This window comes from Sphingobacterium faecale (assembly GCF_016746095.1).
GTDB lineage: Bacteria > Bacteroidota > Bacteroidia > Sphingobacteriales > Sphingobacteriaceae > Sphingobacterium > Sphingobacterium faecale.
In genome coordinates, this window is sequence record NZ_JAERTY010000003.1 from 493,127 (window position 1) to 509,210 (window position 16,084).

Annotated in this window: 15 protein-coding genes; 12 read left to right on the plus strand and 3 right to left on the minus strand. The window is 38.7% G+C overall.

Annotated features, from left to right (window positions below):
- Window positions 1-2: 2 nt before the first annotated feature.
- Window positions 3-1,592: a replicative DNA helicase gene (gene dnaB, locus JKG61_RS07740; protein ID WP_202102387.1), complete on the minus strand. Its 1,590-nt coding sequence runs from the start codon at window positions 1,590-1,592 to the stop codon at window positions 3-5.
- A gap of 438 nt (window positions 1,593-2,030) precedes the next feature.
- Here dnaB and ubiE point away from each other — a divergent pair, with 438 nt between their 5' ends.
- Genes ubiE through JKG61_RS07760 form a run of 4 tightly spaced genes read left to right on the plus strand, consistent with a single transcriptional unit; the run spans window position 2,031 to window position 4,898 of the window.
- Window positions 2,031-2,771, plus strand: coding sequence for a bifunctional demethylmenaquinone methyltransferase/2-methoxy-6-polyprenyl-1,4-benzoquinol methylase UbiE (gene ubiE / locus JKG61_RS07745; protein ID WP_202102462.1), 741 nt, complete (start codon window positions 2,031-2,033; stop codon window positions 2,769-2,771).
- An 11-nt stretch (window positions 2,772-2,782) separates the two neighbouring features.
- Window positions 2,783-3,619 (plus strand): PorT, encoded by an 837-nt coding sequence (locus tag JKG61_RS07750; protein ID WP_202102388.1) that lies wholly within the window; start codon window positions 2,783-2,785, stop codon window positions 3,617-3,619.
- Window positions 3,620-3,670: 51 nt separating this feature from the next.
- Complete coding sequence (locus tag JKG61_RS07755) at window positions 3,671-4,432, plus strand: SDR family NAD(P)-dependent oxidoreductase (protein WP_202102389.1); 762 nt, start codon at window positions 3,671-3,673, stop codon at window positions 4,430-4,432.
- Window positions 4,433-4,448: 16 nt separating this feature from the next.
- Complete coding sequence (locus tag JKG61_RS07760; RefSeq protein ID WP_202102390.1) at window positions 4,449-4,898, plus strand: GatB/YqeY domain-containing protein; 450 nt, start codon at window positions 4,449-4,451, stop codon at window positions 4,896-4,898.
- 44 nt (window positions 4,899-4,942) lie between these two features.
- On the opposite strand, the gene JKG61_RS07765 is transcribed toward JKG61_RS07760, so the two are convergent.
- Both JKG61_RS07765 and JKG61_RS07770 read right to left on the minus strand, forming a co-directional pair.
- Window positions 4,943-5,911: a GNAT family N-acetyltransferase gene (locus JKG61_RS07765; RefSeq protein WP_202102391.1), complete on the minus strand. Its 969-nt coding sequence runs from the start codon at window positions 5,909-5,911 to the stop codon at window positions 4,943-4,945.
- Window positions 5,912-5,916: 5 nt separating this feature from the next.
- Complete coding sequence (locus tag JKG61_RS07770) at window positions 5,917-6,744, minus strand: 1-acyl-sn-glycerol-3-phosphate acyltransferase (protein WP_202102392.1); 828 nt, start codon at window positions 6,742-6,744, stop codon at window positions 5,917-5,919.
- A 251-nt stretch (window positions 6,745-6,995) separates the two neighbouring features.
- Here JKG61_RS07770 and JKG61_RS07775 point away from each other — a divergent pair, with 251 nt between their 5' ends.
- From JKG61_RS07775 to JKG61_RS07810, 8 genes are all read left to right on the plus strand, one after another.
- Window positions 6,996-7,577, plus strand: coding sequence for a CBS domain-containing protein (locus JKG61_RS07775; protein WP_237249407.1), 582 nt, complete (start codon window positions 6,996-6,998; stop codon window positions 7,575-7,577).
- Between the two features lie 43 nt (window positions 7,578-7,620).
- Window positions 7,621-8,514 (plus strand): NAD kinase, encoded by an 894-nt coding sequence (locus JKG61_RS07780; RefSeq protein ID WP_202102394.1) that lies wholly within the window; start codon window positions 7,621-7,623, stop codon window positions 8,512-8,514.
- 78 nt (window positions 8,515-8,592) lie between these two features.
- On the plus strand, window positions 8,593-9,420 hold the full coding sequence (porG, locus tag JKG61_RS07785; RefSeq protein ID WP_202102395.1) for a type IX secretion system protein PorG: 828 nt from the start codon (window positions 8,593-8,595) through the stop codon (window positions 9,418-9,420).
- Window positions 9,421-9,436: 16 nt separating this feature from the next.
- Complete coding sequence (locus tag JKG61_RS07790; protein WP_202102396.1) at window positions 9,437-10,174, plus strand: isoprenyl transferase; 738 nt, start codon at window positions 9,437-9,439, stop codon at window positions 10,172-10,174.
- A gap of 113 nt (window positions 10,175-10,287) precedes the next feature.
- Window positions 10,288-12,870: an outer membrane protein assembly factor BamA gene (gene bamA, locus JKG61_RS07795; RefSeq protein ID WP_202102397.1), complete on the plus strand. Its 2,583-nt coding sequence runs from the start codon at window positions 10,288-10,290 to the stop codon at window positions 12,868-12,870.
- 84 nt (window positions 12,871-12,954) lie between these two features.
- On the plus strand, window positions 12,955-13,497 hold the full coding sequence (locus JKG61_RS07800) for an OmpH family outer membrane protein (RefSeq protein WP_202102398.1): 543 nt from the start codon (window positions 12,955-12,957) through the stop codon (window positions 13,495-13,497).
- A gap of 78 nt (window positions 13,498-13,575) precedes the next feature.
- On the plus strand, window positions 13,576-14,109 hold the full coding sequence (locus tag JKG61_RS07805) for an OmpH family outer membrane protein (RefSeq protein WP_202102399.1): 534 nt from the start codon (window positions 13,576-13,578) through the stop codon (window positions 14,107-14,109).
- A 168-nt stretch (window positions 14,110-14,277) separates the two neighbouring features.
- Window positions 14,278-15,972 (plus strand): FAD-dependent oxidoreductase, encoded by a 1,695-nt coding sequence (locus JKG61_RS07810; protein WP_202102400.1) that lies wholly within the window; start codon window positions 14,278-14,280, stop codon window positions 15,970-15,972.
- Window positions 15,973-16,084 lie beyond the last annotated feature (112 nt).

Genomic DNA, 16,084 nt, shown 5'->3' on the forward strand with positions numbered 1-16,084 from the left:
TACTAGAAAGGAGCATCATCTGGCATGTCATTCATTCGAGATGGCATCGTAATTCCTCCGCCTCCGAAATCTTCAAATGAAGATGAAGGCATCATAGGGGACCCGCCAAAAGGAGAATCAGCACCGCCACCAAAAGAATCTCCCCCCATACCGGCAAAGTCATCTTCTAGATCGACGAATTTAACAAATTTACCCACGAATTTTAAAGGTACTATACCCGTTTCACCGTTACGGTGCTTAGCGATAATAACCTCACCGACACCAGCAGTAGGTCTGCCCTCCTCATCCTCAGTCAATCCATAATATTCTGGACGGTATAGGAAAAGAACCATATCTGCATCCTGCTCAATAGATCCCGATTCCCGCAAATCCGACAACATCGGACGCTTGGCATTACCAGGGCGTGACTCTACCGCACGGCTCAACTGTGATAACGCCAACACCGGAATATTAAGCTCTTTAGCTACGGATTTCAATGCTCTGGAAATACTACCGATTTCCTGTTCACGGTTTCCTCCACCTTTCCCTTCCGATTTACCGTGCATCAATTGCAGGTAATCGACGATAACCATCTGTATATCGTGCTGCGCCTTAAGGCGCCTACACTTTGCCCTAAACTCAAAAACGTTCAATGCAGGTGTGTCGTCAATAATAAGCGGCGCTTCAGTCAATCTCCCGATACGAGAGTGCAACTGCTGCCACTCATGATCCGCCAGATTTCCTTTTTTTAGTTTCTCCTGTTCAATTTCTGTTTCTCCCGCTATTAGACGATTTACCAACTGTACGGATGACATCTCCAGAGAGAATACAGCGACGGCCTTATCGTGGTCTACCGCAGCATTCCGGGCTACCGATAGTACAAAAGCCGTTTTACCCATCGCAGGACGAGCAGCAATAATAACCAAGTCTGAAGGCTGCCAACCTGAGGTCATACGATCCAAAGCAGTTAGTCCCGAAGGCACCCCCGTCAAACCATCTGTACGATCCCGTAATGCCTCCAAATTGCTGATCGCCTCCCGCATAATGTCATCCATTTTTCTGGAATCCCGGCGCAAGTTATTCTGGGCGATGTCAAAAAGACTCTTTTCGGCATGATCCAAAAGATCAAAAATATCACTGGTTTCATCGTAAGAAGAATTGATGATTTCGGTAGAAACTTTAATCAGCTCTCGTTGAATGTATTTTTGTGATATGATACGGGCATGATACTCAATATTTGCTGCAGAAACAACGCGATCGGTAAGCTGCGTTATGTAAAAAGCACCACCCACCATTTCCAATGCGCCCATTTGCCGCAATTCGGAGGTAACAGTCAGAATATCGATAGGCGACGTCTTTTGGAATAAGCTAAAAATAGCTTCAAATATCTTTTGGTGTGCCTCTTTATAAAAAGACTCAACTTTAAGAATATCAATAACTTCACTCAACGCATTTTTTTCTAACATCAACGCGCCCAACACAGCCTCTTCAAGATCCAAAGCTTGAGGAGGCAGCTTTCCTAAGCCACTAACAAGATTATTCAAACCTGTACGTTTCTTACTAAAACCTGTACGCCCCGCATTAGATGATTGTCCTGTGTGTTCCTGATCCATTTTTGATTAAGATTATCGCGTTCAACAATAAAAACAGAGTATCTTATTAGATACTAAAAATATTGTTAAACAAAGTTAGCAAAAATACTAGCTCTCTAATTTTTTAGTTCTGCACATCAAAAAAAAGTGAAAAGATCAAGCCATGCATCTCTCCTATCCTACAAGCCTTTATTTTTAACACTGATTGTTAACAAACTGTTGATAACACCAAAACGTAATTCATTATCAATAAATTATAAAATTGTGGAAAACTTTAGAGATTGTTAACAACCACCCTGAAAGGTCATACTGAAGTGTTCAACAAATCACGCTTCATTAAGTTTTCATTTTCAACACATTAAAGTCCAACTAACTATCAAGTAAGTTACTATTAAACATTTGAACAGCGCATCCAGAAATAATTATATTGCAATGAAAATATTATATTATCTTTGCTCTATGTCAAATGGAGCCTCAACATTAAAACCCTACAAATCAAAAGAAGGTGGCAAGAAAGAACAAGTTGCAGACATGTTCAACAACATTTCCCACAGATATGATTTATTGAATCGGATCATGACCATGCGGATCGATGTGATTTGGAGAAAAAAAGCCATTCGATCCTTAGAGTCTATCAGACCGCAACTTATGCTAGATGTTGCTACCGGAACGGGTGACTTTGCTATTGAATCACTCCGTCTACTAAAACCTAAAAAGATTATAGGTATTGACATTTCCCAAGGAATGCTCGATGTTGCCAAAGAAAAGATTGCAAAAAAAGGACTTGAACAACAATTGGAGGTAAAATTGGCAGACTCAGAAAACCTACCTTTTGAAGATCATACCTTTGATGCCGTGACTGTTGCCTTTGGTGTTCGTAATTTCGAAAATTTGGAAAAAGGACTAGCTGAAATAAACCGCGTTCTCAAACCCGGTGGAAAAGCTGTTATATTGGAATTATCAAATCCGACTACCTTTCCTATCAAACAATTTTACCAGTTATATTTTCACAAGTTTATACCTGCGATTGGCAAATTGATTTCTAAAGATTCCAGCGCCTACTCTTACCTTCCAGAATCTGTCTCTAGATTTCCGGACGGAGAAAGATTTGCTGATATAACCTCCCAGGTCGGTTTCAAAGAGACTAAAGTTAGACCACAAACATTTGGTTTTTGCACCATATACGAGGCAATTAAATAAAAGCAACTCGCATGAAACATATTTTCTTTATACTAGTGGGAGTTTTTTTTAGCTTAGATAGTTTGGCTCAACGAAAAATTTCGTTGCCATTCTCCTCCTCTTATAATGAAGATGCAACGATCTTGCTGGGTATACAATACAATATGGTGGTACAAAGCTATCAACTGCAATTAAAAAATGGCTGGCAAAACCACAGGATAGAGTACAACGGTAATGACGCTAAAAACCTCGGTGAACTTAAAAGTATACAATCTAAACCGAACTTTGGTTTTTCGGTAGGAATACCTGTAGACATACGGGCCGACGAGAATCTTTATTTCACCTTCAACCCTTCATTTCTCTTTTTCAACAACCTAGGGATCGAATATCTGTCAACCGGTTCAAAACCTGACTGGGAAAATAAAAGTATAGTCCGAAAACAAAGACATATTGCTATATCCGAAAAAGGATCTAATTTTACCGCTTTTGAATTCCCTTTATCCGTTAAATTTCGGTCGGACGAGAAGATCTTAAAAAACAAATTCAATAGATACAGAGCCTACCTAATCGGTGGAGTTCGGTATACCCGATGGATAGGGATAAATGATGAATATAGCGGTCTGCAAAATCGATCTAAAAATGATATACCCCCCTCGTTAATCATGAGACCAGGATACCTATCCTGGGAAGCTGGCTTAGGAGCGGATATTTTCTTTGCTTATTTTAAGATGTCACCTGAAATAAAATTCAATCAGAGCTTCGATAATGTATTTGCCCCTAATCATGAATTAGCAAAGAACAATCTATTCATGGAGCCTATTCAGAGAGGTTTGATTCGCAATATATATGTTAGTTTGATCTTCCAATAAGGTATTCGCCGCCTTAAGCTAGAAGACCACCTGACGACTAAAAAAATAAAAATGAGAACAGTATTAATAACTGGTGCAAGCTCAGGAATTGGAGCTGCCTGCGCACAAGTACTAGCAACTGAAAGTAATTATAGGCTCCTGTTATGTGCACGAAGAGCAGACCGCTTGACCTCGCTCACCAACGAAATCCACAGCCTGCACCCCAACGTCGATATACACAGTTTTACACTTGATGTACGAGATAACGCAGAGGTAAAAAGAGCAATCGCTTCACTTCCCACCGAATGGCAAAACATAGATGTTCTAATAAACAATGCGGGACTAAGCCAAGGTCTTGATGCCTTGCAAGATGGAGACACAGACGACTGGGACCGCATGATTGACACCAATGTAAAAGGACTACTATATGTTAGTAAAACTGTCATCCCTTTATTAAAAAAAAGCACACGGGCACATATTATTAATATAGGTTCCATTGCCGGTAAAGAGGTATATCCCAATGGCAATGTGTACTGTGCGACAAAACATGCTGTAGACGCTTTAAACAAAGCTATGCGTATAGACTTATTACCTTTTGGCATTAAGGTTACGGCAATAAACCCAGGGATGGTAGAAACGGAGTTTTCGGAAGTTCGCTTCAAAGGAGATAAAGAAAGGGCTAAAAATGTCTATGCTGGCGTCGTACCTTTATCAGGTTTAGATATAGCTGAGACCATCCGTTATGTACTTTCTCTTCCAGCACATGTCAACATCAATGACCTGCTGATCATGCCCACAGCTCAAGCTACAGGAACAGTAATAGTCAGAAACTAAATAAACTCATACAATAATGTCACTAGAACAACAAATAAACCAAGATATCAAAGCAGCAATGATTGCTAAGGATAGTGTTCGTCTTCGCGGCTTGAGAGCGGTCAAAGCAGCAATCTTACTTGCGAAAACTGAAAAAGCAGGAGTAGACGAACTGGATCAAGATACGGAAATTAAAGTTTTACAAAAACTTGTCAAACAACGAAAAGAATCAGGAGAGATCTATAAAGGCCAAGGACGTGAAGATCTTTTTCAGATAGAGTTGGAAGAACAGCAAGTTATCGAAGAATATCTTCCTAAGCAACTGGATCGTGCCGAGGTAGAGGCAATTATTCATACTATCATAGCAGAAACAGGAGCTTCTGGGATGAAAGATATGGGAAAAGTAATGGGTGCAGCTAATCAAAAACTAGCGGGAAAGGCTGACGGGAAAACGATATCAGAACTTGTAAAAAGCTGTCTTTCATAAAAGACTGAATAGACTTTTTTATCTATGCCACAAAAGAGAACTAATTAGTTCTCTTTTGTATGTTCTCTGCTTCCATAAATTTTATCTCTGTCAAAAGATGCAATGTGCCTTTCTTTCTTGGGTGGATAGATATCCTGCAATGTAATCAATATCCCAGTTTCTTCCACTTCTCCAAACTCATCGTTCATCGCAGTTCCAAATGTCATCATCGTTGGTGAAAGGTTCATATAGGTATTGATGAGTGGAGGGATATTCTCTCCAGCCTCCCGAACGTGTTTATTTAGAACTTTATACCCTTCCTTATAGGGCAGGCCATCAAAAATCCCCAAAAATGGGGTAATATCTGTTTTATAGCCCACCAAAAGATCATCATATGGTCTAACCATATTTTTGTGATCTGGAAAGTAACATTCCATAAAATACATTAATAAGTCACGTGCTTGAGCGTTAAAGTGATCATACATGGTCACTTTCCCAAACAAGTACTTGATATCGGGATTAATTACAACCAAAGCCCCTAGACCATCCCATAGATTATCTAATGAAAATAGTCCTTTTCTATTATCAATGGAAGGTTGATATTTAGGCTGTACCCATGAGCGTCCGAGTTCAATAGTATAAGGAAGGTAATTCTTTACAAATTCATCAGAAAACTTAAAATAATGCAAAGTAGAGAGATGAATCTCTCCTTGATCATCCATCGCCTGATCACAACGGATCACCCTATATCCCGCTATGATCTCTTCGTCCTCAGGATTCCATGCTATCAATTGATCATAATTATGCGAACAGGTATCATTCTCATCAATATCAAGCGCAAGACCTGTTCCTCCCCCAGCCCCTCTAAACGTCAATTCACGCAACCGACCTATCTCCCGCATGATATTAGGTGCAGAATGGTAGTTCACTAAATAAACCTCGTTATTTCCATTATTGGTATAGCGAAGAAAAGCTTCTTCCGTTAGCTCTGCTTTGATCAATCCCCTATCTACTGGGGCAATTATTTCTTCCATACAATTTATTTCTCCGTCTTCATTTCATATACGAGCTGCCTTGTATAAGCCGCCCATTGCCTTTCGTTCCTTGATGTATCAAAAAACGTATATGGAATTTTCTTCCCAATTTTTATTACTACTCGTTGATTCCGTTGCGCGAAAAACTCATCCGCCAAATACAACATCTCAACATTAAATTTCACGCCCAATTTAGCCCTCCATCTGGAGAGATTGTAAAAAAAACTTGAATTCTTCCCATCTATATAGACGGGAATGACATCTTTCTTATATTTCTTCGCCTTGGATACAAAACTTTTCTTCCATTCTAAATCTTCAATCTTACCATGATTCTTGCGTGATACAAGACCGGCAGGAAAAACCAAAAGCGCATGATCACCTGCATAAGCATGCTCTATCGCCGAAATAGCACCCTTATCCTGCCCTCCAATCTTATTAACCCCAACAAAAAGAGGCTGAAGATTTCCAACATTCATTAAGATATCATTGACTAAAAACTTAACATCTCGCCGATATCGTCCTATCGCATGCATGAATGCAATACCATCAAGACCTCCTAACGGATGATTTGATGCAAAGATAACCGGGTCGGTATCGGGAATATTCTCTTCCCCCTCTAATACGACTTCGACTCCCAAATCGGTAATCAATGCATCGACAAAGTCTAACCCCTGCAGATCCCTAAAACGATACATAATGTCGTTTATCTCATCTTCGTGTATAGTCCGTTCCAAATAACTGACAAGCACCCCCGGTATCCATTTAGCAAGTCCTGGACTTTTTTTTCGTATGACTTCCCTTACTTGTATGAACTTATCTTTTTCTATCGCCATCTTTTTGAAAGCACAGATTGCTCCTATTTCGTGAAGCGTAAAAATAAAAAAATAATGCTGTATCTTGCTAAGAAAAATACATTTAAAAACAAGTTTCTTGGCTTTTATGTCTATTTTTGGTCAACGATTAAACGTTTTCACCTATTGAGTGTTTAATATTAAAAATAGCAGCTATGTTTATCGGGCAATACATATCCTCTGATTATCACGAAGTTTTACACACGGACACCGTCGATTTTGTCCTTCAAAAGATGAGTGAAAGTCATTCTAAATTTCTAGCTGTCGTCAAAGGCAATATTTTTCACGGCTTAGTTTCCGAGGAATCGCTCCTTGACCAAGTAGATACTCAAATCCCTATAGGGGATCTCCGCATACTTTTCAAATCGGTATACCTGTTTGATTATCAACACATATACGATGCTCTACAGCTAATCACGACATATGATTATTGCTTTATACCTGTACTGAATAAAAAACACGAATATGTAGGTGTACTAACCAAACAGGATTTACTAATCGCTCTCAATGAGACTCTCGGCAATGATGAAGGTGCTATTATTGTACTTGAGCTTGGTATACGTGATAATGCGCTCTCCCATATTGCCCGGATTATTGAAGCAGAGAACACTAATATCTTAAGCACCGCAATACACCACCTACCAGATTCCTCTAAATTAGAAATGACAATAAAGGTCAATAAAACAAATATTTCGGGGGTAGTCTCCTCTTTATGGAGAAATGACTATGTTGTTAAAGCGACATTTAGGGATGGAGGTGAACAGTCTGACACACAAGACCGCTATGACCTTTTGATGAATTATTTAGATTTATAACCTATTCTTTGCACCTTTGTGGTTTAGAAATACTACTATAGCAATGGAGCAAACGAAAATTGCAATCTTTGGCAGAATATTTAATTCGACGGTAATCCCCTATGTCGACCATCTTTTCTATTATTTAACAAAGAGAAATATTCAGATTTCCGTACATATAGAGTTTTATGATTTTTTACTGAAAAACAACTTTTCTCGTCCTAACTTAGCGACATTCTCCACCCATGAAGATCTACCTAAAGACATTAGCTTTCTTTTAAGTCTTGGTGGAGATGGCACTATGCTTGCGGCAGTATCTATAATCCGAGATTCTGGGATTCCAATCGCAGGTATCAATTTTGGCCGTTTGGGTTTTTTGGCAAATATCCAAAAAAACGAAATAGAATCCGCGTTAAACCAAATCCTGAACAAGCAATTCCATATTCAGAAACGAACCCTCCTGGCAGTAGAAAGTAACCATAAAGATCTTTTCAATGGCGAAAATTTCGCTTTAAACGACATAACAGTATTCCGGTTCGACAGCTCTTCAATGATTACAATTGACGCAAAAATAGACAACGAACTACTGAACTCCTACTGGGCCGATGGTCTTATTATAGCGACTCCTACAGGGTCTACCGCCTACTCTTTAAGTTGTGGTGGGCCGATCATTATGCCTGGTAGCGGTAACTTTGTGATAACCCCGATATCTCCGCACAACTTGAACGTCCGTCCAATCGTTGTATCGGAAAATATGACACTACATCTACGTATCGAAAGCCGTACAGAAAAGTTTATACTGAGCTGTGACTCAAAAAGTGAAACACTACCGACAGTCGCAGAACTTAGTATTCGAAAAGCTCCTTTCAGTGTTAATTTGATCCGATTAGAAAAAGATGGGTACTTCCGAACACTACGCGAAAAATTGCTTTGGGGAATCGATGTTCGTAATTATTAAATTAATAATTGATTTAACAAAAATTAAGGTTATACAATTATTGCAAAAACTTTATCTTTACAACCAAATCAGTAAAAGTTGATTAAAATTCGTATTGCTATATTAACCATATTATCTTTCATACTGTCGGATATCCAGGCGCAACAGTATGAATTTGGCATATCCGGTGTCGCCACTGGCTATATGGGAGATATAAATACAGCTGATCCATTTTACTACAGAAATTTAGGTGGCGGGGTATTTGCGAAATATAATCTGAATCCAACCTGGGGTATCAAGCTTGGATATAATCACTTATATGTATCAGCAAGTGATCAAGATTTTAAAAATCAAAAACAAAGAAGCTTCCATTTTCATAATCAGGTGTCGGAACTCGCTATAACGGCGGAGTTTAACTTCTTTAAGTATATAGCAGGAAGACAGGTAAATAGATACACACCTTACTTTATAGGCGGTATTGCCGCTATCAAACATGATCCTTATATAACCTCAGCTAGGTGGCCAAAGAAAGTTTTATTACGAGAATTACACCTAGAGGCAGACAAAGAAGGCAATCCGATCACTTTTTCTAAATTTGCGGTAGCAATACCGCTTGGTATCGGCTTTAAATACAATATAAAAGGCCCTTGGTCTATTGGTGCTGAATCCATTTATAGAATAGCCATGAGTGACAACATAGATGGTATAAGTCAATATTATCTGCACCCAAGTAAAGTCGCGCTACCTAAAACGAATAAAAATAATCTTACAATAAACGATATTACGTTTTTAGCTGATCCTAGCCAAAATTTAGTGCAGAATCATGGTCGAGCACGCGGGGATGGTAAAAAACTTGATGGTTACATGACTGCCGGGATCACACTGACTTATACAATAATTAGTAAAAAATGTTATTGGTGGCAGTAATATTTTAGTAAAATCAATGAGTGTTAAAGAAAATATAGACCTTAAAAAGCTTCCACGCCATATCGCTATTATTATGGATGGGAACGGCCGCTGGGCCAAGGGTTTAGGAAAATTACGGGTTTTTGGGCACAAAAACGGTGTTACGGCAGTCCGCGAAGTACTTGAAGGCAGTATCGCGCTTGGTATTCCCTTTCTGACGTTATATGCGTTTTCATCGGAAAACTGGAATCGTCCAAAATTAGAAGTCCAGGCATTAATGGAGTTACTGATCAATTCTCTCAATAAAGAGCTTAAAACATTTCAGAAAAACGGTGTTAAATTGAATGCTATAGGTAATATTGATGATTTGCCAAGTAATGCAAAAAAAACGCTATTAGAAACCATGTCAGCGACACGTGATAATACCAAATGTACATTAAGCCTAGCACTGAGCTATGGTGGACGTTCTGAGATTGTGGAGGCAAGTAAACGTATTACCCAAAAAGTAATGTCTGGCGAACTGGACTTAGAACAAATTAGTGAAAGGGAATTTGCTGACAACCTATATACTGCAGATATCCCTGATCCGGATCTCATGATACGAACAGGTGGCGAATACAGAATAAGTAATTTCCTATTATGGCAACTGGCGTATGCCGAGCTATTCTTTTCGACTAAAATGTGGCCAGAATTTGATCGAGAAGATTTATTTGCGGCTATCTCTGATTTTCAAATGCGTGAAAGAAGGTTTGGAAAAACCAGTGAACAGCTTTGAATGAGAACAAAAAACAAACACAAATAGCTGTAAAACAACTATTTAAAGCAATTATACTTTTAACAAAAATTAACAAGAGTTTGATGTACTTTAGCATCCATAATAACAAGTAAATGAAGCAACTATATATACTAACAGCCGCGTTTTTATTGTTGACCTCCTTCTCTACATTTGCTCAAATAGCAAATCGTGGGCCTGTCAACCTTTCAGACCCAGATGAAATTTCTTATTTACAACCGAAAGACTATGTCATTGGTGGAGTTACAGTAAAAGGAGCTCAATACTTGGATACAGATGTATTGATTACAATTTCCAAACTTGTGGTCGGTCAATATATCGAGGTACCAGGAGAAGCTACTGCTAGTGTTATTAAGGATCTTATGGCTCAAAATTTGTTTGAAGACGTACAGTTATGGGCTACGCGAATCGACGGTGAGACCATCTTCTTTGAAATTCGTGTACAAGAGAGACCTCGCTTGACACGTATTGATATCAAAGGATTAAGCAAATCTCAAACTGAAGAAATCAACAAACGTCTAAACTCAAGTTCAGGTCGTATTGTTAATGAAAATCTAATTCAATCAACGAGAGCTACTATACAGCGTTTCTTAAGAGAGAAATCCTATCTTTATCCAGATATAAAAATAAACACGCTTAAAGATTCAGCTCAGGCAAACAACGAAATTTTAAATGTAAATGTTGAAAAGAACAAGAAAATAAAAGTTAATAAAGTTCTATTTACCGGTAATGAAACCTTTACAAATGCCGAATTAACAAAATACCTCAAGGGCGTAAAACCCAGAAAATGGTTCAGAATATTTGGTCCAGGAAAATTCAAGGATGACAAGTATAAAGAAGCAAAAGAAAAGCTCGTAGCGAAGCTTCAGGATAAAGGATACCGTGATGCACAGATCTTATCTGATAGTGTATATCGTTATGGACAAAAAGAAGTCCGAATCGACATGGAGGTTTACGAAGGACCAAAATATTACGTAGGTAACATTGACTGGACAGGTAATACCCGTTATAAAGACTCTATCTTAAATATTCTACTTGGAGTTCAAAAGGGAGATATCTATAGCGAAGAAAAACTTAATGCAAAGCTGATGGGGCCGACCCGTAATAGTGATGATATTAGTGCACTTTATCAAAATGATGGATACTTAACCTTTAACATCAATCCTGTAATCAAGAAAATATACAATGACACCATCGATCTTGAAATACAGATTAGTGAAGGAAAACAGTATACAATTAACAACGTTATCGTAAAAGGCAACGATGTCACCAATGATCGTGTAGTGTTGCGTTCAATATATACTAAACCTGGACAAAAATACTCTAGAGAGTTGATCATGCGAAGTATACGTGAAATATCCCAACTAGGAATGTTTGACGAACAAAAGATCACACCGGATATCCCGTCTTCTACGATGAATCACGAAGATGGAACTACTGATATCATCTTCAATGTCGTAGAGAAACCCTCGGATCAGGTTGAATTATCCGGAGGTTATGGTGCTGGACAAATCATTGGTACATTAGGACTTACTTTTAACAACTTTTCGACAAGTAACTTTTTCAAAAAAGATGCATGGAAGCCCCTACCACGTGGTGATGGCCAAAAACTAAGCGTACGTGGACAAACTTCGGGCAAACGCTATCAATCCTATAGTTTTTCATTTTCGGAACCTTGGCTAGGCGGTAAAAAACCTGTCTACTTCGGCTTAAGTGCATATACATCAAATTCGTCAGCCGGTGGCTTTAATTACTATACCGGCGAACAAATGGTAAAAGACTCGGAACTACAACGTATTTGGATGACAGGTGTGACTGCATCTCTCGGTAAACGCTTACAGTGGCCAGACAACTACTTCCAAATTAATAGTTCCTTATCTTTCCAGCGGTACAAGCTTCAGAATTATGACTATTACTTTTTGTTTGCGAATGGAACGGCCTATAACTTAAACTTTACACAGGAGATCAGTAGAAACTCCATAGATGCTCCTATATATCCGACTTCAGGTTCACATATCCGCTTTAGTGTTCAGTTGACGCCTCCTTATTCGTCTTGGAATAATATCAACTATAAAACAGATCCAGAAGAAGTTCGTTTTAAATGGACCGAATACCACAAGTGGAAGTTCGATTCACAGTGGTATATGAAAGTAGCCGGTAAATTAGTTCTTAAAACTCAAGCTCAATTCGGCTTTTTGGGGAACTACACCAACCGTACAGAAACTTCTACATTTGAGCGCTTCAAACTGGGAGGTGATGGCATGCAAGGATTTGACTTCTTGCAAGGTTCTGAAATCATTGCAATGCGTGGTTATGCTAATGGTACAATCATACCGGCATCTACAGGAAACAATATGCAACGTGTAGCAGTCAGTTCAGGTAGCCCGATATATGCAAAGTACCAGGTTGAATTACGTCATCCGATCATGTTGAATGATCAGGCTACTGTTTTTGCTTTGGCTTTTGCAGAAGCGGGTAACACTTGGAATAAATTTTCGGAAGTAAACCCATTTAAAGTCCGTCGTTCTGCGGGAGTGGGAGCTCGTATTTTCCTTCCGATCTTTGGTATGCTTGGTATTGATTATGGTCATGCCTTTGATCCGATCCCTGGAATGCGTTCTAGCGAATGGAAACAAAGTTTCACATTTAGTATCATGCAAAACATGGGAGGTTTTTAGTGTTTAAACTTTTTAGTATAATTGTTGTCATAGAATTATAGCTTAGGAATGAAAATTGTTATTAAATAGAAAAATAATACAGAGATGAAAAAGATATTCGCAATTTTAGCTTTTATAACTTGTAGCATCAGCGCTTCTTTTGCACAACGCGTTGCTTATGTAGATTCGGAATATATATTAAAACATATCCCAGAATATGTATCGGCTCAAAAACGCCTCGATGACCTATCTGTACAATGGCAGGGTGAAGTCGACAAACAATACGGCGAAATTGAGCGTCTGTACAAAGCCTATCAAAATGATCAAGTGCTTTTGAACGATGATATGCGTAAGAGACGAGAAGATGAAATCGTTAATAAAGAAAAACAAGTAAAGGATTTCCAAAAGCAAAAATTCGGCTATGAAGGAGAGCTTTTTCAAACGCGTATACGTCTCGTAAAACCTATCCAAGAACGTGTTGCAAAAGCAATTCAAGATATTGCGACTACTCAAGGACTAGATCTAGTACTAGACAAAGGCAGTGAGGTTACTTTCCTATTTGCAAGCCCTCGGTTAGATAAAAGCAATGATATAATCACAAAATTAGGTTTCAAACCAGATCCCTCATTAGCCGAAAAGACACCATAACACATAGAAACTAATTTATTAACAATAAAGAATTATTTAAAAATTACACTTGTAATTGTAGAGTTTAACATGAAAAGAATGAAAAATTTAGTAAAAGGAGCAGTTTTAGCAGTAGGATTATTTGCAGGATTACAAATAGCAAGTGCTCAACAGAAAATCGGACATTTAAATGCTGATGAAGTATTTCAAGCGACGGCCGAATTCAAAGCAGCGCAGGAGCAGTTAAAAACATTAGGGGAAACCAAACAAAAAGAATTAGACGGGATGATTGCTGAGCTCCAAAAGAAACAAAAGGAAGCTGATGAACTCATGAATAATCAGAGCCCAGCCAACAAAGCTGAAACAGAAACTAAATTACAAGCTCTGGGACAGGAATTTCAACAATTGCAGACACGCGTTCAAGAAGTTCAAAAAGTGGCTCAAGATGATGTCCGTAAAAAAGAGCAAGAGCTGATGACTCCTATCCAATCAAAATTGATGACTGCAATCAATTCCGTAGCCAAAGAAAAAGGATATGCTTATATATTTGATATCGGTTCAGGAGCAGCTGTATACTATGACGGTGGTGAAGATGTGACTGCTGACGTAAAAGCGAAATTAGGCATCAAATAGGCTTTAACTGTTATCTATATCTAAAAGGTGGTTTTAACAAACCACCTTTTTTTATACATGGCTGACTGCTCTTGATTTAATATTCCCGGTTAAAATTTTATTCAGAATAATTTAAAATGTTTCAAAAAAGAGGTACATTAGTATTGGTTACGTACACGGAACTAAATTATGAAAGAAACATTTGATGTAATAGTTGTTGGATCTGGTATCTCAGGAAGTTGGGCGGCTAAGGAGTTTTGTGAAAAAGGGCTGAAAGTACTATTGCTTGAACGAGGGAGACAGGTGGAACATATTAAGGATTATCCTACCGCAATGCTCGATCCATGGGAATTCCCCCGAGCCAACAGCATCAGCTCCAAAAAAAAGAAAACCAACCCGTTAATAAGTAAACACTATGCTTACAGCGAAGCAACCTCCCATTTCTACATTGAAGATCAAGAGCAGGAATATATCCAAGAGAAACCCTTTGACTGGATAAGAGGATATCAGGTAGGTGGTAAATCGTTACTTTGGGCCAGACAGACACAACGATGGAGCCACTTCGAGTTTAATAACCCAAGACAGTTCAATACTAAGGCCAATTGGCCTATAACTTATGAAGATCTTGCACCTTGGTATGGCCATGTAGAAAGATTCATCGGTATATCCGGTAATAAAGACGGCATTGAAAACCTCCCAGATTCTGAGGTTGTGGGGTCTTTCGAAATGAATGCTGTAGAAAGCCATATATCAATGGCAATACGCAACAACTTCCCAAACAGGTTCCCGATAATTGGAAGAACAGCAAATCTAGCACAAATTACAGAAACGCAGAAACAACAAGGGAGAGGTCAATGTATGGCTAGATCGCTCTGCGAGAGAGGATGCCCCTTCGGAGGTTATTTTAGCGCGAATTCTTCTACTCTTCCTTTTGCCAAAAAAACAGGCAACCTAACGTTAAAGACAGACAGTATCGTCGAAAAAATCGTTTACGATGAGGAGCTAAAAAGGGCTACAGGTGTACAGGTGATAGATGCACATACCAAGCAGAAAAAGCAATACAATGCTAAAATCATCTTCTTAAATGCGTCTACTTTAAACTCTAACTTGATATTGCAGAACTCTATCTCAGACTCCTTCCCTAATGGACTCGGAAATAGTAGCGGGATATTAGGACACTATATTGTATTTCATAATTACAGAGGAAAAATACAAGCCAAAATAGCTGGTTTTGAAGATAAATATTACTATGGTAAGCGTCCCACGCAGGTATTTATTCCTGCTTTCGAAAACATTAGGTCCAAACATCCAAATTTTGAAGGCTCATACCTGATCGCATTCAGTGCTAACCGCGATGATTGGAAACGTCCGAGTTCTTTACAGGTAGGACCTATCTTCAAAGACAGCTTAACAGAACCTGGAGGATGGAGAATCGGTATGATGATGCAAGGTGAAGTCGTGCCTATTTTTGATAACCATGTACGCCTTAGTAGGGAAAAGGATAAATATGGATTGCCAAAACTAATAACTTCCGTAGGCTATACTCAAAATGATATCGCTATGATGGAGGACTTTTTTAAGTCTGGGCAGGAAATGCTTGAGAAATCCGGTTGCACAGATATTAAAATAATAGATCAACATCTGGAATTGGGTCGACAGCCGGGTTTAGAAGTGCATGAAATGGGCGGAGCGCGCATGGGCGATGATCCAGCTTCATCTGTCCTCAACAAATACAATCAATTACATGATTGTTTAAATGTATTTGTAACTGACGGTGCATGTATGACAAGTGGCGGAAATCAAAACCCTTCCCTAACCTTTATGGCATTATCAGCTAGAGCAGCAAATTATGCAACCGAACAGTTCAAAGAGGGAAAGTTATAATCATCCAAAGCCGTCTTTCTAAGAGCTTCCATTTTCTACACTGTAAGGTAATATCCAACAGTTCAAATTTATATGCTCTAAGATTAGCAGAATCAAATATAGATGAGGATAT

What these genes read in the sequence shown, in the direction of transcription:
- dnaB (WP_202102387.1), bottom strand. Translation starts at nt 1,592, where the DNA reads ATGGATCAGGAACACACAGGACAATCATCTAATGCGGGGCGTACAGGT.
- ubiE (WP_202102462.1), top strand. Translation starts at nt 2,031, where the DNA reads ATGTCAAATGGAGCCTCAACATTAAAACCCTACAAATCAAAAGAAGGT.
- JKG61_RS07750 (WP_202102388.1), top strand. Translation starts at nt 2,783, where the DNA reads ATGAAACATATTTTCTTTATACTAGTGGGAGTTTTTTTTAGCTTAGAT.
- JKG61_RS07755 (WP_202102389.1), top strand. Translation starts at nt 3,671, where the DNA reads ATGAGAACAGTATTAATAACTGGTGCAAGCTCAGGAATTGGAGCTGCC.
- JKG61_RS07760 (WP_202102390.1), top strand. Translation starts at nt 4,449, where the DNA reads ATGTCACTAGAACAACAAATAAACCAAGATATCAAAGCAGCAATGATT.
- JKG61_RS07765 (WP_202102391.1), bottom strand. Translation starts at nt 5,911, where the DNA reads ATGGAAGAAATAATTGCCCCAGTAGATAGGGGATTGATCAAAGCAGAG.
- JKG61_RS07770 (WP_202102392.1), bottom strand. Translation starts at nt 6,744, where the DNA reads ATGGCGATAGAAAAAGATAAGTTCATACAAGTAAGGGAAGTCATACGA.
- JKG61_RS07775 (WP_237249407.1), top strand. Translation starts at nt 6,996, where the DNA reads ATGAGTGAAAGTCATTCTAAATTTCTAGCTGTCGTCAAAGGCAATATT.
- JKG61_RS07780 (WP_202102394.1), top strand. Translation starts at nt 7,621, where the DNA reads ATGGAGCAAACGAAAATTGCAATCTTTGGCAGAATATTTAATTCGACG.
- JKG61_RS07790 (WP_202102396.1), top strand. Translation starts at nt 9,437, where the DNA reads ATGAGTGTTAAAGAAAATATAGACCTTAAAAAGCTTCCACGCCATATC.
- bamA (WP_202102397.1), top strand. Translation starts at nt 10,288, where the DNA reads ATGAAGCAACTATATATACTAACAGCCGCGTTTTTATTGTTGACCTCC.
- JKG61_RS07800 (WP_202102398.1), top strand. Translation starts at nt 12,955, where the DNA reads ATGAAAAAGATATTCGCAATTTTAGCTTTTATAACTTGTAGCATCAGC.
- JKG61_RS07805 (WP_202102399.1), top strand. Translation starts at nt 13,576, where the DNA reads ATGAAAAATTTAGTAAAAGGAGCAGTTTTAGCAGTAGGATTATTTGCA.
- JKG61_RS07810 (WP_202102400.1), top strand. Translation starts at nt 14,278, where the DNA reads ATGAAAGAAACATTTGATGTAATAGTTGTTGGATCTGGTATCTCAGGA.